Raw genomic sequence first — 21,036 nt, 5'->3', positions numbered from 1 at the left:
ATTGCTATCAGGTGGTGATTACAATCACCTTTTACTGCGCTTCACTTCACAAAAGGCACCGCAACTCCAGGTAATATTCAAATTCATCTCCCCAATTCGCCGATTCGTTGCTTAACTCAATATTTCCTATCGATAAAAAATAGCCATAACCTCGTTTTTAACAGGAACTATTGGGGATATTAATACAATGGATACTCTGGGATCTCAGTCTGGGAATCACGATCAGCAGGATAAGAAGAAACGTATTTTCGCTATTGTGGGGGCTTCTTCGGGAAATCTGGTCGAATGGTTCGATTTTTACGTCTATTCCTTTTGTTCGCTCTACTTCGCTTCTTCATTTTTCCCGAGCGGAAACAGCACAACTCAGTTATTACAAACTGCAGGTGTGTTTGCCGCCGGATTCTTTATGCGTCCGATTGGTGGATGGTTATTTGGCTACATTGCCGATAAACATGGGCGTAAAAACTCTATGATGATCTCAGTCTGTATGATGTGCTGTGGTTCGCTGGTGATTGCCTGTTTGCCAACTTACGCAACTATAGGCGGCTGGGCACCGATATTATTGCTGGTCGCCCGCCTGTTCCAGGGGCTTTCCGTTGGTGGTGAATATGGAACCAGCGCCACTTATATGAGTGAAGTGGCGATTAAAGGCCGTCGCGGTTTTTATGCTTCATTCCAATATGTGACCCTTATCGGAGGGCAATTACTGGCACTTCTGGTACTGGTTATATTGCAGCAGATATTCTCAAATGATGAGCTGAAATCCTGGGCATGGCGCATCCCCTTTGCATTGGGCGCGATACTTGCTGTTGTGGCGCTGTTTCTGCGTCGTTCATTGAATGAAACATCAGATAAACAAACTCGTGAGCATAAAGATGCCGGTAAACTCTCGGGATTATGGAAGCATAAAAAAGCATTCCTCATGGTATTAGGATTTACTGCGGCAGGTTCCCTGACTTTCTATACCTTCACGACTTATATGCAAAAATACCTGGTGAATACGGCCGGTATGGAAACCAAAACAGCGAGCGCCTTAATGACTATCGCTCTTTTTGTCTTCATGTGCCTGCAACCTATTATTGGCGGGCTGTCAGATAAAATAGGTCGGCGCAGTTCTATGCTGATATTTAGCGGTCTGGCGACTGTTTTAACCCTACCGATTTTGTATATTCTACAAACCGTTACCAGTCCTTATATTGCCTTCGGGCTTATTGTTTTGGCACTGCTGATTGTCAGTTTTTACACATCCATCAGCGGATTATTAAAAGCAGAAATGTTTCCACCTGAAGTCAGGGCATTAGGTGTGGGATTATCTTATGCGGTTGCTAATGCTGTGTTTGGCGGTTCGGCAGAATATGTCGCGCTGACCTTTAAATCATGGAATATTGAAGAAGTGTTTTTCTGGTATGTCTGCGTAATGTGTTTCGTTGCATTTATTGTGTCGATGAAATTACATCGTAAGGGAAAGGAAATACAGCTTTAGTCCGCGCTGAGAGGGTGCACGGATGCACTTTAATAATGAGTCAGATGATAAGCGCTGTAGCCAGTGGCTGCGCCTGCAATATCCCAGCTAAAATCTTTCCAGCTCCAGCCGCTGCCACCCGCGCGGCTGTCATAAACTTCTTTGGTCGCGCCAAGTCCGACGGAAAACAGTAATCCAAATGAACGGCTGCGTGCTTCATTCCATCCCTGATGATCACCGTATGCTGCCCCCGTTGCTGCTAATACAGCGGAACCTACAAAGTGCTCTGCCTTATCTTTGCCAGTCCATGCGTCATTTGCGTAATGCGTACATCCGCTACATGCGGATATCAGAATAATGACGGGAAGCCTGAGGGCCCACGATAATTTTTGTATCATAAAGTGGATTTCCTGATATAAAAAAGCCCGATCAGAATGATCAGGCTTTTAGTATAGGCAATTACAGAATCCGGCTGATTAATCTGTCGATACGTATCCTGCGCAGACGGCGGATAAGTTTACGGACTTTCACCGGATAATTAGGAATACTTTCCAGTTCCATATAATGCGAAACAACCTGCGTGTGCTGGCGTATTTCTTCCAGCTCTTTGTGTCGCGCGGATGCCAGCTCCTTATGCGGATCATGGATCAGAATGGCATTTTCCAAATCCAGACGCCATGCGCGTGGATTCAGGTTATTGCCCGTGATCAACTGCCAGCGATCATCAACCCACATTCCCTTAAGATGGTAACTGTTATCGCCATCTTTCCACAGGCGAACAATCAGCTGCCCGCTGTCAACGAAACGTTGTAAGCGGCTCAGGAAGCGACGCAGGTTAATTTCATACAAATAGGGTAAGGCACCGATGATTTTGAATGGCTGATCCTGCGGGATATAAAAATCGTTGGCGGTTTTATCACCCACGATAATTTCCACCTGCTTACCCCGGCGCAGCAGATGAATGATATTTCTCGCCAGCATCGCAGGCATATTGAAATAAGGCGTACACAGCGTCAGCTTATGTTCCGCACTGGACATCAGATGATGGATGGTCCGGTTTAGTTCATTTTGTTTGCCCAGACCCACGATAGGCGTCACTGCCAGTTCATCATTTCCTGCACTGTCTTTGAAATGATAACCGCTGGCGCGCAGGTTCTGACGGAACTGACGCGTTTCGTTTTTGATCTCAATGCTTTTAGGACGATCTTCACGATCAAGACGCTGTACGGCAGCCGCAGTCAGGATCGATTTCTTCATAAAGTCGATCATGGTATTGGCCAGCGGAGCGTTAGTCAGCAACTGGTAGCGATCGTAGCGGTATTTTTCATGGCGATGCAGGTAAACATCATTGAGGCTTGCACCGCTGTAGATCACCTGATCGTCAATAATAAAGCCCTTCAGATGCAAAACACCTAACGCTTCACGGGTATTAACCGGAACGCCATACACCGGCACGGAAAGCTCAGGATGCTCTTTTGCCATGCGACAATACCAGTCAGCATTAGTGTTTGAGGCTGCCGCGCCAATGCGGCCACGCTGAGCGCGGTGCCAGTCAACCAGCACACAAATCTCCAGGTCAGGACGTCGCTGCTTGGCGGCATACAACGCCGAAAGCACATCACGACCGCCGTCATCATTCTCTAAATAGAGCGCGACCAGATAAATCCGTTGGGTGGCGTTGGCAATCGCTTCGAGCAGCGTCTTACGGAAATCTGCAGGGCAGTAGAGCGTTTTTACAGCATCAACCGTTTGGGGGAGTTTGGGCAGTTGAGCAAGGTGTTGTTGATGTTTATTACGTTTCAATTTTGACAACATCACAGTGCGCTTCTTCTCTCTTTATGTAATGGCTTTAGCGGCACAAGCAGACAGTGGTGACCGCACAATCGGTCGATAATACCATTAGTCCTGTCTCATGTGCGCATCTTTTGCCTGTTCGCGGCGCAGGTTCACGGTTTTCTGCTGCGAAATCCGGGCCTTTTCCAGCGTCAGTGAGAGGTTCACAATGCCGTCCTGGATCTGAATATCAACGTCGAATCCGAGTTTCCTGGCCAGCGTGATCATGCCGCGGTTATTGGGCATCGTAATGCCTGTGAGGCGTTGCAGGCCGTGCTCTGCCGCGTAATGGATCATTTTATCAAGCAACCGTCTTCCGAGCCCGAGTCCTTTCAGATCCGACCGTACCAGCACCGAGAATTCGGCATCAATATTATCAGGATCAGACACCGCCCGGGTAACGCCAATAATTTCGTTTTCATTATCCACACTATGAATGGCGACGAATGCCATTTCACGGTCATAGTCAATCTGTGTCATGTTCGCTAAGTCTTCATGCGTGAACTCATTAATCTCACTGAAGTAGCGGTAGTACAGGTCTTCTTTAGTGACCTTCAGGATAAACGCTTTTAGCAGCGGCTCATCTTCCGGAAGGATGGGGCGGAACAGCGCCGGTGAACCATCTTTAAGTATAACGTGCTCTTCCAGTTCACGCGGATAAGGGCGAATCGCCAGTCGCGATCGGGTGTCTGCTCCCTGTACACAAAGCTGCATGGACACATCGAGCAGGCTGAGTTCACTGCCGGAAATCAGCAGAGGATGAATATCCAGCCTTTCGATCTCCGGGCAGTCGATGATCAGGTTCGACACGTTCACCAGTAACTGGCTCAGCGCCGGAATATCAAAAGGATGCAGGGCATTACGGCCACGAATTTTGCCACTTTTGAGTGCCTGAACCACCTGATAACGCGCCAGCGTCATGTTCAGCGGAGGGAGAGAAATCGCCGCCTGTCTTTCCGGTCGCCAGTCAGTACCGCCTTCTGCCAACATGATCAGCGGGCCGAATACCGGATCCTGTTCGACAACCACGCGCAGTTCCTGTGAGCCCGGCCGGTTGGCCATGGTTTGCACCAGCAGCCCCAGGATCTTTGCCTGCGGAAACGCCTGTCTGGCACGGTCAAAAATAGCATTGGCAGCCTGTGCAACTTCGCTGGCGGTACGCAGATACAACATTACGCCCTGTACTTCAGAATTATGCGGGATATCCGGGGAGCGCAATTTCAGCGCCACCGGATAACCCACCTGGCTGGCGATATTCACCGCTTCTGCGCTGTCGCTGGCAATCCATGTCGGCAGCACATTCATGCCGTATGCCTGCAAAATGGCGCGTACCTCATGCGTATCCAGCTGTGTCGTACCTTCCGCCAGCGTGCGGGCGATCACCTGATGCGCCTGACCGGTGTTCTGCCCAAGGTCGGCCGGAAGTGCCGGCGTTTCTTTGAGTTGCTTCTGGTTCCTGCGGTATTCCACCATATGCATAAACGCCGTCACTGTCCCTTCCGGGGTCCGGTAAGTCGGGATCCCTGCTTCTGTGAACAGCTTACGGGCTTCCTGCGAGGAAAACTCACCGCACCAGTTGGTCAGCAGTGTGATGTATTTACCCCGGGCATGCGTATGCACAGCGTCGATGACGTGGCTGGCGGTCACCGTGCCATGTGCGGCAGCGCTGGGGGCGTGGATCACCAGTATTGCATCGTAATCGGTGCTGCCGAGCAGAGCGGTCATCACCGCCTGATACAACTGCGGTGTGGCGTCATCGTGCAAATCCAGCGGATTCGAAACAGTGATATTCTCAGGCAAAATGGCACGCACTGTTCGACAGGTTTCCTCACTCAGTTGCGCCAGTTTACCATTGCGTGAAAGCAACTGATCCAACGCCATCGCAGCGGGCGCGGCACCGTTACTGACGATCAGCAACCGCTCGCCACGTAACGGCCGCATATGGCTCAGCGTTTCAACAGCGGAAAATAGCTCATGGGTATCCTGCACACGCAGTAAACCGGCGCGCTGAATCGCCGCGTCGTAAGCGGCATCAAGGCTTAGCGGGCTATTAAGTAATTGCTGCGCCTGTCCGCTGCGGCCACTTTTGATCACCAGAATCGGTTTATTACGTGAGGCGCTGCGTGAGGCGGAAAGAAAACGTCGTGCATCACTGATGTGTTCGAGATACAGCAGAATGGCGCTGGTTTTATTGTCACGGGCGAGGAAATCAAGCAGATCATCGACATCGATATCCAGGCTGTCGCCCAGCGATACGAAATAGGAAAAGCCCACGGCACGCTGTTGCGCCCAGTCCAGAATGGTATTGGCAACTGCCGCCGACTGCGAAATAAATGCCAGTTTGCCGGGAATAATGGGCACCGGCGAAAAACTGGCATTTAGCTTTTGCCACGGCGCGAGAATACCAAGGCTGTTGGGACCGAGCAAACGCATCGAAAAGCGCTGGGCGCAGGTTTTAAGTTCAGCGAATTGTTGTGGCTGTGAGGAAAGCACAATGACGGTTTTACAGCCACGTTCGCCGAGTTGTTCAAGTAACGTAAGATTGCGGTCTGCGTGTGTGCAAAGAATGGCGAGATCCGGCGACATCGGCAAGCTGGCGACGTCCTGCCAGGTCAGCACACCACACACCGCGCGATAAGCCGGAGTGACTGGTAAGACCGGGCCGTTGAATCCGCTGTCGAGCAGATTGCGCATCATCAGATATCCGGCCCGCCCCGCTTTATTGCTGGCACCGATGACCGCAATAGATTCAGGTCGTAGTAGTGCTTCCAGTCCGCGCTGACTCATGAGTACTCCGAACAATTATCCTTAACTGATTCTAGAGGCTTTCTTCGTTCTTTGCTGTGAGCTGATGCACCGGATGATGGGGTTTTCCGGCCAGATACTGGGTGCGGAAATGGGTAAAGTGGCGCGAGAGGCCCGCTGAGGCATTGAGATCCCCGGCTTTTTCCAACAATGCGGCGGCGACCTCTACGGTGCAATGCAATTCCGGACGTGAGGCTTCACGCAGGATATAGCCAGAGCTGGCACTCACATCGAGAGAGAAAACGGGAAGATTATCCAGATAAGGACTTTTGCGGAACATCTTACGCGCTTCGTTCCAGGTACCGTCGAGCATAATGAATAAAGGCGGTTTGCTGCCTGCCGGAACGTCGGTAAACACCTGACGTGGCGGTGCGGCGAAAGAGGCCGGAAAAACCACATAAGCCTGCCGCTGCGGATCGGCAATGGCTTCCAGCAGAGCCGGATCAGTTTGCGTGCGTGACCACAAAAACGCCTGCGTATCGGGCAGTACATCCGCGATTAAGCGACCCGTATTGCTCGGTTTCATCGGCTCCGTGTCAAACATCACCAGACAAAAACGGCTGGCGGCCTGATGAATTTCGCGCGTAGCACAGATGCAGTTGCGTTTGGGCAACAGACAGTGCTGACAGCGTATCGCCCGTGAACCGCGTGCAAGAAAAGGGCGGGTGGAGCGGGCTAGACGCTGCTCACGCAGGCGAAGGACGGCGTTGTCTGACATAGGCATTCCGGTTTTTGAAAAACGGTTATTCTAATCCCCCGATGCTGGCAGGCAAGGGACATCTGTTATAAACAGAAAAAGGCCCGCACAGTGACGGGCCTTCAAGGGCTTTATAACCGCTTATGCGTTACAATGATTCATTAAGCCAGTTATTGAACGGCGCTTTAGGCATCGCCCCGCTCAACATATCGACCATTTTGCCTTCATTAAACACCATAATGGTCGGAATACTGCGGATGCGGAATCGCGCGCTCAGTTCAGGTTCTGCCTCGGTATTCACTTTGATGAAGCGGATTTTACCGGCGCGCTCCTGCGCCACATCTTCAAAAATCGGCGCAAAATTAACACAAGGGCCACACCATGGTGCCCAGAAATCGACGACAACCGGCAGATCATCCTGCAGGTATTTGTCCAGCGTGGCGGCAGTCGCGTGTATGACATCGCCTTCAAAAAGTGCATGGCCGCATCGGCCACATTTTGCGCCGTCGTCGATACGATCCTCAGGCAGGCGGTTGGTGGCCTGACAAGATGAACAAACCGTATTCATAAAATAGCCTCTACATTGCTTAACGTGAGAATGGTATCAACCACAACCCCGGTTTTATCCTTAAAAGCGGTAAACAACACGGCTGATATGTTACTTGTATGTTGTAAGTATGAGGTTGCTACGTCATGTAAACAACGTGGTTTATTCAATGATTACGATAGTTTTTAGCTTTTGGTCCAAAGCCTGTGGCTAAGCTCACAGACATCAGGTAATCTTCGCGCCCTGCGCGTAGGTGGAGAGAAAAATGAACGATTCATTCAGTGGCAAGAACGGCAAAGTCAAAGTGATGTACGTCCGTAGTGACGACGACGGCGATAACCGCAATAACGATAAACGTCCTTCCAACAATAAAGGACGTCCGGGCGATAAACCTCGCCAGGGTTCCCGTCCAGACGATGCCCGCCGCAATGAGCGTCGCAGCAGCGATTCCCGTGGTGATTCCCGCGGCCCGGCACCGCGCCGTGGTGGGGACGATCGCCCGCGTCGTCCGGCCCGTGACGACGACGGCCCGTACTCTTCGCCGTGGAAAACGGTCTCACGTCCACCGGCAGATGATGCCGTACCGGATCACGGCGGTATCAGCGGTAAAAGTTTTATCGATCCTGAGCAGCTGCGTCGTCAGCGTCAGGAAGAGACCCGCGTGTATGGCGAAAACGCCTGTCAGGCCCTGTTTGCCAGCCGTCCGGACGCGATTGTGCGGGCGTGGTTTGTGCAATCCGTCACTCCGCGTTTTCGTGAAGCGCTGCGCTGGATGGCCGCTAACCGCAAAGCCTATCATGTGGTTGAAGATGACGAACTGGCGAAAGCCTCCGGCACCGAACACCACGGCGGCGTATGTTTCCTGATTAAAAAACGACAGGGTCTGGATGCGGAAACTTATCTGCAAACTGCGCCGGCAAAAGACTGTGTACTGGCGCTGGAAAACGTCGGCAACCCGCACAACCTCGGCGGTATCATGCGTTCTTGTGCGCATTTTGGTATCAACGGGATGATGGTTCAGGATCCGGCTCAACTGGAATCCGGTGCGGCAGTGCGTACGGCAGAAGGTGGCGCGGAACACGTTAAAGCCATTAACGCGGATAACTTCCTTGATGTTCTGGAAACCTTCCGTAAAGCGGGATACACCATCGTCACCACCTCCAGCCATAAAGGTACGGCGTTGGGCAAAGCACAATTACCGGCCAAAATGGTGCTGGTATTGGGTGAAGAAAGTGATGGTTTGTCTGACAGTGCATGGCAGCAGGGCGACCTGAGTGTCTCTATCGGTGGTACGGGTAAAGTGGAAAGCCTCAACGTTTCCGTCGCATCCGGTATTTTACTGGCAGAATGGTGGCGCCAGAACCAGGCGTAATAATCTGGTTTTAGCCATAAAAAAACGGACGCTTAAGGCGTCCGTTTTATTTTCTGATACTCAGGGTTTATCTGAATCAGTGCGCGCCACCCGCGCCCCCGCCACTGGTGAACGGCGGACGGGCGAACCAGATTAAAATCAGCAACACCAGGAATGCGCCACCGGATAACCAGAAAATCTCATTGGCAGAGATGATTAATCCCTGATTCGTGATCTCCCGTGCTATCCATCCTGAAGCTTGCTGTTGGCTCATGCCGAGGCCTTCGAGCTGCTGGTAGGTCTGCGTCGCTGTCGGATTAAACGGTGTGATATTTTCCGTTAACTGCGCGTGATGCAGCGATTCACGGTTCGACCACAAGGTGGTGGTGATTGAAGTACCAATCGACCCCGCCAGCGTACGGATAAAGTTTGACAGACTCGATGCCGCCGCCATACGTTCCGGCGGTAATCCCGACAGAATAATGGTGGTCAGCGGCATAAAGAAGCAACCCACCGCGAAGCCCTGAATAAACTGTGGCCAGGCGGAAGCGCCAAAATCCATCCCCGGTTCGAACGTATAGGCGCGCCAGAAGAAGCAATAGGCATACATGATAAAGCTGAAAGTCACCAGCTTTCGCATGTCCAGACGGTGCGCAAAACGCCCGATGATCGGCGACATCAGTACTGGCAAAATACCGACCGGCGCGGACGCCAGACCGGCCCAGGTGGCGGTATATCCGTAGACCTCCTGCAATAGCTGCGGCAGCAATACAATGGCACCGAAGTAGAGCATATAAGCCAGACTGATACACAACACACCGATGGTGAAGTTTCGTGATTTAAACAGGGACAAATCAACGATCGGATGGTCATCGGTCAGCTCCCAGACGACAAGGAAGCACAGCGCGACCACGGCCACGACCGCCAGCACGATAATTTCCGTCGAGTTAAACCAGTCGAGTTCTTTACCCCGGTCGAGCATCACCTGTAAAGCCCCGATACCCAGCACCAGCAGTACTAACCCCACACTGTCGATCGGACGGATCTGCGTGGCGGTCTCGCGCCCCTTCAGCGTTCTGAGCGTCAGGAACACCACGGCCAGACCGATCGGCACGTTGATGAAGAAGATCCAGCCCCAGTGGTAGTTGTCACTGATATACCCGCCGAGGATCGGCCCGCAAATCGGGGCGACAATCACCGTCATCGACCAGAGCGCGAGTGCGGTACTTCGCTTGGCCGGCGGATAGTTATTCAGTAACAGACTTTGTGAAAGCGGGATCAGCGGACCTGCTACCACGCCCTGTACCACACGGAAGAAAATCAGCATTTCCAGGCTGTTGGACATCCCGCACAACCAGGAGGCGAGGGCAAACAGCACGGTGGACCACAGGAACAGTTTGACCTCACCGATGCGTTTTGCCAGCCAGCCGGTGATCGGGATCGAGATGGCATTTGCCACCCCGAACGAGGTGATAACCCAGGTACCCTGTGAGTTCGAGGCACCCAGATTCCCGGCAATGGTCGGGATCGCCACGTTGGCGATGGTAGAGTCCAGCACCTGCATAAAGGTGGCCATAGACAAAGCCACCGTCATCCAGGCCAGCGGGGCGCCTACCAGCGGTTTATTTGCCACAGAGGCCTCCGGATGTTTTAGCCTGCATTAGCATGAATAACGTCAGCAATGATGGCATTAACCGGTGTCAGATCCGGCGTCAGCGCTGAAGTCTGGTACAGCGGTTCACTACGCACTTTATTGGCCAGCACCAGGCCATCACGGTTCTGAGTATCAACCGTCACCAGCGTGGATAACCCGATACGCAGCGGGTGTTCAGCCACTTCCTGATCGTTGAGTTCGATACGTACCGGCAGACGCTGAACCACTTTGATCCAGTTGCCGGTGGCATTCTGCGCCGGTAACAGCGAGAACGCACCGCCGGTGCCCATGTCCATGCCGACCACTTTACCGTGATATTTCACGTCATCGCCGTACATATCGCTGACCACGGTGGCCACCTGACCAATACGCATGTTCGCCAGCTGGGTTTCTTTAAAGTTGGCATCGACCCAGATGTGATGCGCGGGCACCACAGCCATCAGGGACGTTGTCGGGCTGATCTGCTGGCCGATTTGAACAGCACGGCGCGAGACGAAACCGTCAACAGGGCTGCGCACTTTAGTACGTTGCAGGGCAAGCCATGCGTCACGGACCTGAGCGGCGGCCTGCAGAACTTGTGGCTGCTTATCGACCGGGGTATCCAGAATCATCGCCTGATTGGCGTTGTATTGCTGAACAGCGACATCGTATTGCGCTTTTGCGGTATCGACGGCATCACGTGCGTGTTGCAGTTCTTCACGGCCAATCGCATCGACATTTCCCAGCACAATGCGGCGCTTAAGGTCTGTCTGCGCCTGTTGCAGTTGCGTCTGACGCAGCGCGATATTGGCCTGGTATTGCTTACCGTTGATGATCAGCTGATGCGTCTGCCGCACGCTGTTCGCCAGCGCCGTTTTAGCGCGTTCGAACGCCTGCTCAGCATCGGTAGGATCGATGGTCACCAGCACGTCACCTTTTTTTACAAAGTCGGTGCTGTCGAAATTGACATCGGTTACGCTGCCCGACACCTGCGCCATAATCTGCACCTGGTTACCGGCCACATAAGCATCGTCGGTAGACTGGAAATGACGTAATACCAGCAGCCAGTAAAACAGGTAGGCGATGGCAATAATAATGAAAATCCCGGTTAACAAGAGCATCGCGACTTTGCGCGTTTTCTTCTTATTTTTCGGAGCTTGCGGCGTTGCCTGAGTATCGGCATTTGCGCTCATGGTCTTCTCCACACTGAGTCTTTTATTATGATTTTGGATCCGCTGCCGGGGCCTGATAACCTCCCCCAAGCGCACGGACGAGACTGATTTTTGCCTGCATCAACTGACTGCTGGCGGTAAGTTGTGCCTGCTGTTGTTGCAGGAGTGCTGACTGGCTGGTTAACAGCTCATCCCGTCCGATGACGCCAGCGTTGTACCTTGCATCTGAAACGCGATACACCTCTTCCAGCGATTTAGCGGCAGAAGAAGCCTGCTGCAATTGTTCAACGCTGCTTTTCGAGACAGTAATGGCATCCGCAGTTTGCTGGATGGCGTTCAGGATGGTCTGGTTATACGACTCAACGGACTGGTCATATAACGCGGACTCTTCGCCCAGTTTGGAGCGCAACGCACCGGCGTGGAAAATCGGCAGCGAAATCGCCGGTGTGATATTCCAGGCTTTGCTGGCTGCTTCAAAAAGATTCGGGCTGGTGCCGCCGAAGTTGGTGGTCGTCAGACCCCCGAAGGCACTGATAGAAAGGCTTGGATAAAACTCTTTTTTCGCGGCACTGACGCTCTGGGAATAGGACTCCACCAGATCACGCTGTGCGGCGATGTCAGGGCGTTTGCCGAGTAAATCCAGGGTCAGTTCACCTTTGGGTGCCAGCGTGTCGGGTGATGGCAACGCAACGGCATGCAAACCGTCCATCGCGTCCGGACCACGTCCGGCCAGCGCAGAAAGCTGATGTCTCAGCTGTTCAGTTTGCGATTTCAGATTGATGATCTGCTGTTTGGCGCTGTCGGCCTGAGCCTGAGTTTGTTGCGGAATTTCAACGCCGTAGACGCCTGCCTGATATTGCGCTTTGCGCAAATCGGCAAGGTGCTGATTATTATCCACTTCGTGTTGCAGAATATCCTGCAAGGCAAGGTTTGCCTGCAACTGATAATAAGCTGACGCCACCGAACTGGCCAGCGTCAGGGCGGCTTCAGCCTGTTCTGCACGGGCAGAATCCACCTGTGCTTTCGCGGCATTCACCTGATTGCGGTATTTACCCCACCAGTCAAACTCATAGCTCAGATTCAGCCCGAGGCTGTTGCTGCTGTCGTAAATTGGCGCTTCGGGATAGCTGGTCAGAAACGGCGGGATCGTGTTTTTTGCGACACGTTCACGACGCGTTGAACCGTTCAAATCCAGATAAGGGCCATTGGCGGCATCGGCTTCGCCCATCACACTTTGCGCTTCGCGCACCCGTGCGGCTGCCTGACGTAATGATGGCGAGTTCTGCAACGTCGTGGTCATCAGATTATCGAGTTGCGGATCATTAAGACTGCGCCACCACTGGGGACCGATGGTCAGGGAACTGACTTTTGCCTGCTGCAGATGAAGCTGTTGCGTATCGAGCAGCGACGACTGAGGAGCAATATTATTACCGGAAGCGCAGCCGGCCAAAATAAAAACGGCAAACAGCGGCGTAAGCCTCCAGCGAGCTTGGAGTGACATGTGTAGTTTACCTGAACAGAAATCTAGAATTGTTGTAGTGCTGTCGCATCCATCTGATCAAGGCGAGTTAACAGTTTGCGCGTCAGGGTTTCTAACTGCTTCTGTTCATCTGCGTCTAATGTCGACCAGAGAAAATGCAGGCTCTTATGTTGAGGCGGCAGTAACTTTTGAATAAAGGCTTCACCGTCAGCTGTCAGGTGCAAATGCAGACACCGGCGGTCGTTATCGCTTTCACGGCGTTCGATCCATCCGCGCTTTTCCAGCTCATCCGCAATCCGGGTGGCGTTGGTACGTGATGAACCCAGCGCAGAGCTGAGCTCCGAAGGCTGAATACTGTGACTTTCCTGTGCATCAAGGGTGAGCAACGCCATAAACAGCGTTTCATTAATGCCTTGCGCTTTCAGCATCTTATTACGGTTTTCAAGCAATTTACTTTGCATGTGCATACACAGGCGGGTCAGCAAAATTTCCTGATAGGGGAAATCTTTTTGCTTTTTAGCCCGGAAATTTAACATGTTTTCAATTGGCGTGAACGAACTGTCCATATGAGAAGCCTCATTAGTTACGAATGACATAGTAACGACGGTAATTAATAATATCAATGTTATGAATCACCTATTCTTTAGCAATTAGTGTTATTCATAACTCCGGTGAATTATTCGATATTGACTGTAACAGGCGGACTTCGCCCGTTGATTATCCCCCTGATAAAAATGGTCTTCAGCCTGCCATCAGCATCAGCTTGAACACCAGACCGTACGCCACGGCGCCGGTCAGGGTGGCAATAACAATGCTTTTGGTTCGCCAGAAAATCAGTGCCAGCAGAGCAAAACCGGCCAGTGACGGCAGCAGCTTTTGCTGATCGCGCAGAATTTCTGGGGTGCCTGAAACCACCAGCAGCGCACAAATTGATGCGATACCAATGCTGTCGAGTACGCGGGATAACGGGCCACTTTTCAGTGCTGACTTCTGCCGCGAACCCAGGCGCAGAGGCAGATACCGGAACAGGTAATTGACGGTGCCGACGAGCAGACAAACCAAAATGACATCAGTGCTCATCTGAGGTGATCTCCGTGGCAGAAGGGGGAACGGGGCGTTGCAGCAAGGCGGCGAGGCACCCCGCACCCAGGCCGCAGGCGATGGCGGCGGGAATCGACCAGAACAGCAACCCGCCCAGCGCACCGGTCAGTGAGGCGACAAACACTCCACTCTGCTGGCGCTTAAAGGCCGCGAGCAGGAAACTCAGGAACAGCGCCGGTAACATAAATCCGAGTGCGGCTTCGATGGCGGGGAAATCTTCCAGCGGACCATTACCAAACAGCGCACCCACTGCGGTGCCAAAAACCCATGAAAGCCATGATGACAGCGCAATGCCGCACATCCAGTTTTCGCTCCAGCTACGTTTATTGCGGATCAGTTTGGCCGTTGCGGCAGCAAAGACTTCGTCCGTCAGGCCGAATGCCCAAAGCGCGGTTTTTTTGCCAGAGAGTTTTCCCACAATACGATTGCGCAGTGAAGGACCATACAGCACATGCCGCACATCCATCGCCATCACTGTCAGGGCGGAAACCCATAACGACATGCCTGCACTGAGCAACGCGGTGATCACAAACTGGCTGGCGCCAGCGTAGATAAGAATGGAAAACAGCAGACTTTCAGAAGGGGTGAAACCCAGTTTGACGGCGCTGAGACCGAATGCAAAAGCGATGGGCAGATAACCCATCACGATAGGGAGGCTATCGGTAATACCTTGTGCGAAAGTGGAAACACGAACGGGGTCGGGTGCTTCGAGATCTGGATTGGTTTGCATGGGTGTTTAAAACATTGTGAAACCGGATGGTTGCCGGCAAATAATTCATGGCGTAAACATTACCAGACTGTAAGTATTGTTGACACCCTTTGGTTCAAATAAATTTCTTTAATGACTATTCGCAAGCTAATCAGGAGGAGTGATGGTTCCCTCCTGATGTAGTTTCGTACGTTATCAGGCCAGGGTGTATTGATGTCCTTTCCACCAGACCAGTAAATTCAGCACGCACATGACAGTACCCGCTGCTGAGACCCCGTACCAACCCGCCGCCTGATAAGCCGAAGCAGACACCAGTGACCCCACCGCACCCCCGATAAAGTATGTCGTCATGTAACCCGCTGTCAGGCGGTTACGCGCTTCCGGCATCGTTTTATAGATAACGCTTTGATTGGTGATGTGGACGCCCTGAACCGAAAGGTCCAAAACGATGATACCGATAATCAGTGAGATCACCGAATATTGCCCATATGCAATCGCTGCCCAGGATAGCAACAGCAGGATCAGACCCGCCGTGGTGGTCAGATGGGCTTTGCCTTTATCCGCCAGATTCCCTGCGCGGGTGGCTGCCAGCGCACCCGCCGCACCCACCAGACCAAACAGGCCGATAACCCCTTCGGAATAGTGATACGCCGGGCCCGCGAGCAGGAATGCCATCGAGGTCCAGAGAATGCTGAAGTTGGCGAAACAGAACATGCCTATCAGCGCACGGGTGCGTAAAACTGGCGTACGGATGAAGAGTGTGAAAATAGATTTCAGTAACTGCGGGTAATTGAGATCGGTTTTCTGCTGGTGCTTTGGCAATTTACGCCACAACACCAGCGCCATCACGACCATCAACGCACTGGCGACCCAGTACACCGTCCGCCAGCCTCCCAGTGATGCCAGCGCACCCGCGACGGTACGTGCCAGCAGGATCCCCAGTAACAGGCCAGACATAATCAGTCCGACGACTTTACCGCGACGCTCCGGTTCTGCCAGCGTGGCAGCCAGCGGCACCAGAATTTGTGCCACTACCGAGAACAATCCGGTGAGCGCCGTCCCGATCAGCATGATGGTCAGCGTGGGCGCCATCGCAGTAATCAGAAGACCTGCAGCAGAAAGTAACGTCATCAGCACAATCAGACTGCGGCGTTCAAACATATCGCCGAGCGGCACGATAAACATCAGGCCACAGGCGTAACCGAGCTGCGCCACCGTGACGATAAATCCGGCCTGATTCACCGACAGGCTGAACGCCCGGGCGATGGTTTCCAGCAGCGGTTGTGGATAATAGTTACTGGCGACGGCAAGCCCGGTGGCCACTGCCATCAGAATAATCAGCGCCGGGCTGAGTGGAGAATGTGCTGTAGTTTTTTTCATAATATGAATAAACGTATCTTATTGAAGGAGCAGAGGAAAGCGAAAGGTAATTATCGTTTTGGTTGAAATATTAAACCAATGAATAGTTTTCATGGCAACTATTTGGTTTTGTAATGGACATTTTCTTCACAAAAAACGGGCGGAGATTTCTCCCCGCCCGCTGGCCTGACTGAATCTGATGTAGCGTTATTTCGCTGCAGCAGCCGCTTCTTTTACCCAGCCGTCGAACTGCTCCTGGTGGGCTTTGATCCAGCCGTCGGTTTGTGCGTCGATATCGGCTTCTGAATTTTTACCGGCATGCATGGCAGCATTCTGCGCATTGATGTCTTTCAGCGGCAGTTTCATGATGGCAAACAGTTTCGCCGCCGCCGGGTTTTTCTCAGCCCAGGCTTTGTTCGCCACGATGTGCATGGTGCTCACCGGGAAACCATAGTTCTTACCGTTTGGCAGTGTGGTATCGGCATTTTTATCACCCGGTACGACAGAGAACGGTACCTGCATCCACAACACGTCTTTGCCAGGAACCAGCACATTGCTGACCCAGTATGGCGTCCAGGTGTAATAGAAGATCGGTTTACCTTCTTTGTAACGCGTGATGGTGTCGGCGATCATTGCAGAATAGTTACCCTGATTGTGGGTCACGGTATCTTCCAGGCCGTAGGCTTTCAGCTGTTCATTCAGTGCCGCTTCACAACCCCAACCCGGTGTACAACCGGTCAGATCGGCTTTACCGTCGCCGTTGGTATCAAACAACTTAGCCAGTTTCGGGTCTTTCAACTGCTCAATATTGGTGATGTGATATTTCTCAGCAGTTTTCTTATCGATTAACCAGCCCTGCGCCGCGCCGGTCACATAAGTCCCTTCGCGGTAAAATACCTTATCGCCCCCGGCGGCTTTGTACATTTCATCGTGCAGCGGTGACCAGTTGACGGCGGTGAATGTCGCATCTCCGGCCGCAATGGTGGTGTAGCCGACGTTATAATCGACTTCGCGGATTGGCTGTACATCGTAGCCCAGTTTTTCCAGCGCTTTATTCACCAGCTCAGTCTGAAATGTCTCTTCGCTGATGGTGCTCTGAATTGGCGTCACGGTGACACCTTTACCCGGCAGTTCGGCAGCGAATGGGGTTGCTGTTGCAAATGTGGTGAGGGCGGCAACGGCCCAGAGTCCTGTCTTTTTCATCATTACCTCAGTTTTTATCATGTGTTATTTTGCTGCGGCGGCAGCTTCTTTGATCCAGCCATCGAAGGTCGCCTGATGCGCTTTGATCCAGCCATCAACGTGCTGCCGGATATCATCTGAAGACGATTCCCCTTCATGCATCCGCAGGTTCTGTGCATTAACGTCGGCCAGCGGCAATTTCATGATGGCGAACAGTTTCGCTGCTGCCGGGTTTTTCTCAGCCCAGGCTTTGTTCGCCACGATGTGTTCGTTGTTGACCGGGAAGCCGTAGTTCTTACCGTTCGGCAGCGTGGTATCGAGATCTTTCTGCGAACCCGGATTTGCCGAGAACGGCACGGTCAGCCAGACCACGTCTTTGCCCGGTTTCATCTCGTTGCTGACCCAGTAAGGCGTCCAGGTGAAGTACAGAACCGGCTTACCGGATTTAAACCGGGTAAGGGTGTCGGCAATAATGGCCGAATAATTGCCCTCGTTTTGCGTCACGGTATTGCTCAGTCCGTAAGCTTTGATTTGGGTATTGATTACCTGGCCGCAGACCCAGCCCGGATTACAGCCCGCCATATCAGCTTTGCCGTCACCGTCTTCGTCAAACAGTCTGGCGATTTTCGGGTCTTTCAACTGCGACAAATCGTGGATGTGGTACTTGTCGGCGGTTTTTTTGTCGATCAGATAGCCTTGTGCTGCGCCGCTGATATAAGTGCCCTGACGGTAGAACTTCTGGTCGCCACCGGCTGCGTTATACATGTCTTTTTGCAGCGGCTCCCAGTTCACCGCCATGTAGGTGGAATCGCCGCTGGCGATGGCGGTATACGCGACGTTGTAATCCACTTCGCCGGTTTGCTGAACGTCGTAGCCCAGTTTTTCCAGCGCGCGGTTAACCAGTTCGGTCTGGAAAGTTTCTTCTGCAATGGTGCTTTGCAACGGTTTGACGACCACGCCTTTACCCGGTAAATCGGCAGCGAACGTTGTTGAGGATGTGACGAGTATGCTCAGGGCTAGTGCCCAAATAGGCGTTGTGCGCATGGTGAACCCTTATTTCTTTTCCTCTTTATCATTCAGGTTGCCTCTGCGTTGGCTGCCCGAATGTTTTTGAGGATTGTTTATGAATACCTAAGAGTGGACTGCGTTGTTTTAGCTGTTGAGTGTTCCCGGCAGCGGACCGCCGGGAAAAATGCAGGATGTGAATCAGGCTTTCCTGGTGAAAGGCTTCATCACCAGACCGACAGGGCCACGGGTGAACCAGCGGTGACCGCCTTTGCTGCGGCTGTCGCGACCCATCGACTGGGTAAGACGGTCGAGAATAATGGCGAGAATAACGATACCCGCGCCACCCACTGATGCCAGACCCATATCCAGACGTCCGATACCACGCAGTACCATCTGGCCAAGCCCGCCTACGGCGATCATGGAGGCGATAACCACCATCGACAGCGCCAGCATCAGCGTCTGGTTAATCCCGGCCATAATGGTCGGCATAGCCAGCGGTAGCTGAACTTTAAACAGCATCTGTCGCGGGCTTGAACCAAAGGATTTGGCTGCTTCAATCAGATCTTCCGGAACCTGATTAATACCCAGAATGGTCAGACGCACCACCGGTGGCAGGGCGAAGATGATTGTCACCACGACGCCTGGCACGTTCCCGATACCAAACAGCATAACGATCGGCACCAGATACACGAACGCCGGTGTGGTCTGCATGGCATCAAGCAACGGCCGTATAATTTTGGCCGCCTTCTGACTGCGTGCCAGCCAGATACCGAGGGGTAGCCCTATCAAAATACAGAAAAACAGAGACGTCAGAACCAGCGCCAGTGTCACCATGGCCTGTGACCAGGCACCGATTGCGCCAATAAGCACCAGCGAAACCAGCGTGGCGGCACCCATGCCGAAACCGGCCATTTGCCAGGCAAGCAAGGCGAAGACCAGGATCGCAATCGGCGCGGGGAGGGATTCCAGACCGTGCTGGAAACCACTCAGGACGAAATCGACCGGAACACGGATCCCCTGGAATACCGGACGGAAGTTGCCCACCAGCCAGTCGATCCCTTCCGTGACCCAGCGGTCGAGCGGGATCAGCGTGCTGTGAAACGGATCGAGAACATTAAAATGCTGATGATGTTCCGGCGCGACGCTCAGCCAGTCGTTGGTCTGGGCCGCGGCGTGATGTGTGGCGTCCGGTGTGCTGGTCGCGGCATCGCTGCCGCCGCCCCACGGATCACTGCTGCCCGCATCGGCCGGTGCGGCAGAGGTTGCGGCGTCAGCGTGCGGTGCGACACCGCCACTGGCGTTATCAGCACTCCACGGATCCACGGAAGGATCAAGAGCCTGTGCCTGAGCGGCCTGAGCGTGTTGTGTAATGGTGTTATTTAGGATTGAAGTGCTCATTCGTTACCCCCTTCTTTGTCCAGAGCCTGAAGTAGCATGGCTTTGGAAATAATGCCGATATAGTTATTGTCCTCATTGATAACCGGCACGGCGCAAGGCGCAGCGGCAACGTGAGAGATCAGTTCACTGAGCGGCATATCCGCCTGTACGGCTGCCGGCGATTCCAGCAGGGCACTTTCCAGCGACTGATTGGCTTTCAACGCAGTTTTCAGGGATTCAATCGACACCACGCCGATAAATTTCTGACCACGTTCAAGCACATAACCATATTCGCGGTCTTCATCTTCGAGCAACTTGAGCGCGGCACGCGGACCAAAACCGGGGGTTTTACGAATAAGCGCGCCACGACGACGGGCAATGTCTTTGGCGCTGAAGACCTGACTGATATCGACACCACGGAAGAACGTGCGAACGTAGTCATTGGCCGGATTATTAAGAATGTCTTCCGGCGTGCCGACCTGCACCACTTCGCCGCCCTGCATAATAGCGATACGGTCACCGATACGCATGGCTTCGTCCAGATCATGAGAAATGAACACGATGGTGCGCTGATGCTGAGCCTGAAGCTTCACCAGCTCATCCTGCATTTCAGTACGAATTAACGGATCGAGTGCGGAGAAAGCTTCATCCATCAGCAAAATGTCAGGGTTGTTGGCCATCGCCCGGGCTAAACCGACACGCTGACGCATCCCGCCTGACAATTCATCCGGATAAGAATTGGCATAGTTTTCCAGCCCGACCTGACGCAATGCGTCAATCGCTTTGGCGTTGCGCTCTTCCACCGGCACGCCGGCCAGTTCCATACCAAACGCAGTGTTATTCAACACGGTCAGGTGTGGCATCAGCGCAAAGGACTGAAACACCATACTGATTTTACTGCGACGTACCTGGCGTAATTTTGCTTCTGAGATTTTGGCGATATCTTCGCCGTCGATCAGGACTTCGCCGCGGGTGGGCTCTATCAGACGATTGAGAAGGCGTACCATGGTGGATTTACCTGAACCGGATAACCCCATGATGACGAAAATCTCGCCTTCTTCAATGGCCAGACTGGCATTCTTAACGCCAAGTGAAAGACCGGTTTTCTCAAAAATTTCTTCTTTACCCTTACCTGCGTCAATCATCTTGAAAGCGCGATCCGGATTTTCACCAAATACCTTATAAAGATTCTTTACTTCGATTTTAATTGCCATGCAATGTGCATTCCTTGGATATAAATAGCCGTATCGGCTCGATGTCTAGTTTTTGTGTTGGACCGTATAGGATTTTGCCTGTAACGAAATAGTGAACGCGTTATAC

The 21,036-nt window shown here is 52.8% G+C and carries 18 protein-coding genes; 2 read left to right on the top strand and 16 right to left on the bottom strand.

The window, feature by feature from the left end; translation table 11 throughout:
- Positions 1 to 187: 187 nt before the first annotated feature.
- A complete protein-coding gene (locus J1785_RS15415) occupies positions 188 to 1,483 on the top strand; it encodes an MFS family transporter (RefSeq protein ID WP_217219774.1) in 1,296 nt (431 codons plus the stop codon).
- A 29-nt stretch (positions 1,484 to 1,512) separates the two neighbouring features.
- Here J1785_RS15415 and J1785_RS15410 read toward each other — a convergent pair whose 3' ends face one another.
- From J1785_RS15410 to trxC, 5 genes are all read right to left on the bottom strand, one after another.
- Positions 1,513 to 1,860: a YfiM family lipoprotein gene (locus tag J1785_RS15410; protein WP_217219772.1), complete on the bottom strand. Its 348-nt coding sequence runs from the start codon at positions 1,858 to 1,860 to the stop codon at positions 1,513 to 1,515.
- A 61-nt stretch (positions 1,861 to 1,921) separates the two neighbouring features.
- A complete protein-coding gene (pssA, locus tag J1785_RS15405; RefSeq protein WP_370278362.1) occupies positions 1,922 to 3,274 on the bottom strand; it encodes a CDP-diacylglycerol--serine O-phosphatidyltransferase in 1,353 nt (450 codons plus the stop codon).
- Between the two features lie 87 nt (positions 3,275 to 3,361).
- The gene (locus J1785_RS15400) at positions 3,362 to 6,082 is read right to left on the bottom strand and encodes a bifunctional acetate--CoA ligase family protein/GNAT family N-acetyltransferase (RefSeq protein WP_217219770.1); all 2,721 of its coding nucleotides are present in this window, start codon (positions 6,080 to 6,082) and stop codon (positions 3,362 to 3,364) included.
- Positions 6,083 to 6,113: 31 nt separating this feature from the next.
- Positions 6,114 to 6,818, bottom strand: coding sequence for a tRNA-uridine aminocarboxypropyltransferase (locus J1785_RS15395; protein ID WP_129954868.1), 705 nt, complete (start codon positions 6,816 to 6,818; stop codon positions 6,114 to 6,116).
- Between the two features lie 127 nt (positions 6,819 to 6,945).
- Positions 6,946 to 7,365: a thioredoxin TrxC gene (trxC, locus tag J1785_RS15390; RefSeq protein ID WP_013574074.1), complete on the bottom strand. Its 420-nt coding sequence runs from the start codon at positions 7,363 to 7,365 to the stop codon at positions 6,946 to 6,948.
- Positions 7,366 to 7,609: 244 nt separating this feature from the next.
- On the opposite strand from trxC, the gene J1785_RS15385 reads away from it, so the two are divergent.
- Complete coding sequence (locus J1785_RS15385; RefSeq protein ID WP_129954869.1) at positions 7,610 to 8,716, top strand: tRNA/rRNA methyltransferase; 1,107 nt, start codon at positions 7,610 to 7,612, stop codon at positions 8,714 to 8,716.
- Positions 8,717 to 8,792: 76 nt separating this feature from the next.
- On the opposite strand, the gene emrB is transcribed toward J1785_RS15385, so the two are convergent.
- The 11 genes from emrB to proV form a co-directional block, all read right to left on the bottom strand.
- Positions 8,793 to 10,328, bottom strand: coding sequence for a multidrug efflux MFS transporter permease subunit EmrB (gene emrB / locus J1785_RS15380; protein WP_129954870.1), 1,536 nt, complete (start codon positions 10,326 to 10,328; stop codon positions 8,793 to 8,795).
- Between the two features lie 17 nt (positions 10,329 to 10,345).
- The gene (gene emrA, locus J1785_RS15375) at positions 10,346 to 11,521 is read right to left on the bottom strand and encodes a multidrug efflux MFS transporter periplasmic adaptor subunit EmrA (RefSeq protein ID WP_217219768.1); all 1,176 of its coding nucleotides are present in this window, start codon (positions 11,519 to 11,521) and stop codon (positions 10,346 to 10,348) included.
- A 25-nt stretch (positions 11,522 to 11,546) separates the two neighbouring features.
- Complete coding sequence (locus J1785_RS15370; RefSeq protein ID WP_217219766.1) at positions 11,547 to 13,001, bottom strand: efflux transporter outer membrane subunit; 1,455 nt, start codon at positions 12,999 to 13,001, stop codon at positions 11,547 to 11,549.
- 23 nt (positions 13,002 to 13,024) lie between these two features.
- Entirely contained in the window at positions 13,025 to 13,546 is a 522-nt protein-coding gene (gene mprA, locus J1785_RS15365; RefSeq protein ID WP_101079342.1) for a transcriptional repressor MprA, read from the bottom strand.
- A gap of 175 nt (positions 13,547 to 13,721) precedes the next feature.
- Positions 13,722 to 14,060, bottom strand: coding sequence for an L-valine transporter subunit YgaH (gene ygaH, locus J1785_RS15360; RefSeq protein WP_129954873.1), 339 nt, complete (start codon positions 14,058 to 14,060; stop codon positions 13,722 to 13,724).
- A complete protein-coding gene (locus J1785_RS15355) occupies positions 14,050 to 14,811 on the bottom strand; it encodes an AzlC family ABC transporter permease (protein WP_129954874.1) in 762 nt (253 codons plus the stop codon). The genes ygaH and J1785_RS15355 overlap by 11 nt, the downstream gene beginning before the upstream one ends.
- A gap of 174 nt (positions 14,812 to 14,985) precedes the next feature.
- On the bottom strand, positions 14,986 to 16,170 hold the full coding sequence (locus J1785_RS15350; protein WP_129954875.1) for an MFS transporter: 1,185 nt from the start codon (positions 16,168 to 16,170) through the stop codon (positions 14,986 to 14,988).
- Between the two features lie 186 nt (positions 16,171 to 16,356).
- Positions 16,357 to 17,352: a glycine betaine/L-proline ABC transporter substrate-binding protein ProX gene (gene proX / locus J1785_RS15345; RefSeq protein ID WP_129955003.1), complete on the bottom strand. Its 996-nt coding sequence runs from the start codon at positions 17,350 to 17,352 to the stop codon at positions 16,357 to 16,359.
- A 24-nt stretch (positions 17,353 to 17,376) separates the two neighbouring features.
- The gene (proX, locus tag J1785_RS15340) at positions 17,377 to 18,375 is read right to left on the bottom strand and encodes a glycine betaine/L-proline ABC transporter substrate-binding protein ProX (protein WP_217219764.1); all 999 of its coding nucleotides are present in this window, start codon (positions 18,373 to 18,375) and stop codon (positions 17,377 to 17,379) included.
- Between the two features lie 162 nt (positions 18,376 to 18,537).
- Positions 18,538 to 19,737: a glycine betaine/L-proline ABC transporter permease ProW gene (gene proW / locus J1785_RS15335; RefSeq protein ID WP_217219763.1), complete on the bottom strand. Its 1,200-nt coding sequence runs from the start codon at positions 19,735 to 19,737 to the stop codon at positions 18,538 to 18,540.
- Positions 19,734 to 20,930, bottom strand: coding sequence for a glycine betaine/L-proline ABC transporter ATP-binding protein ProV (gene proV / locus J1785_RS15330; protein WP_129954878.1), 1,197 nt, complete (start codon positions 20,928 to 20,930; stop codon positions 19,734 to 19,736). The genes proW and proV overlap by 4 nt, the downstream gene beginning before the upstream one ends.
- Positions 20,931 to 21,036 lie beyond the last annotated feature (106 nt).

Source organism: Rahnella perminowiae (assembly GCF_019049755.1).
Classification (GTDB): Bacteria; Pseudomonadota; Gammaproteobacteria; order Enterobacterales; family Enterobacteriaceae; genus Rahnella; species Rahnella perminowiae.
Note: the sequence above shows the minus strand (reverse complement) of the source record. Positions and strands in the feature narration are given on the sequence as shown.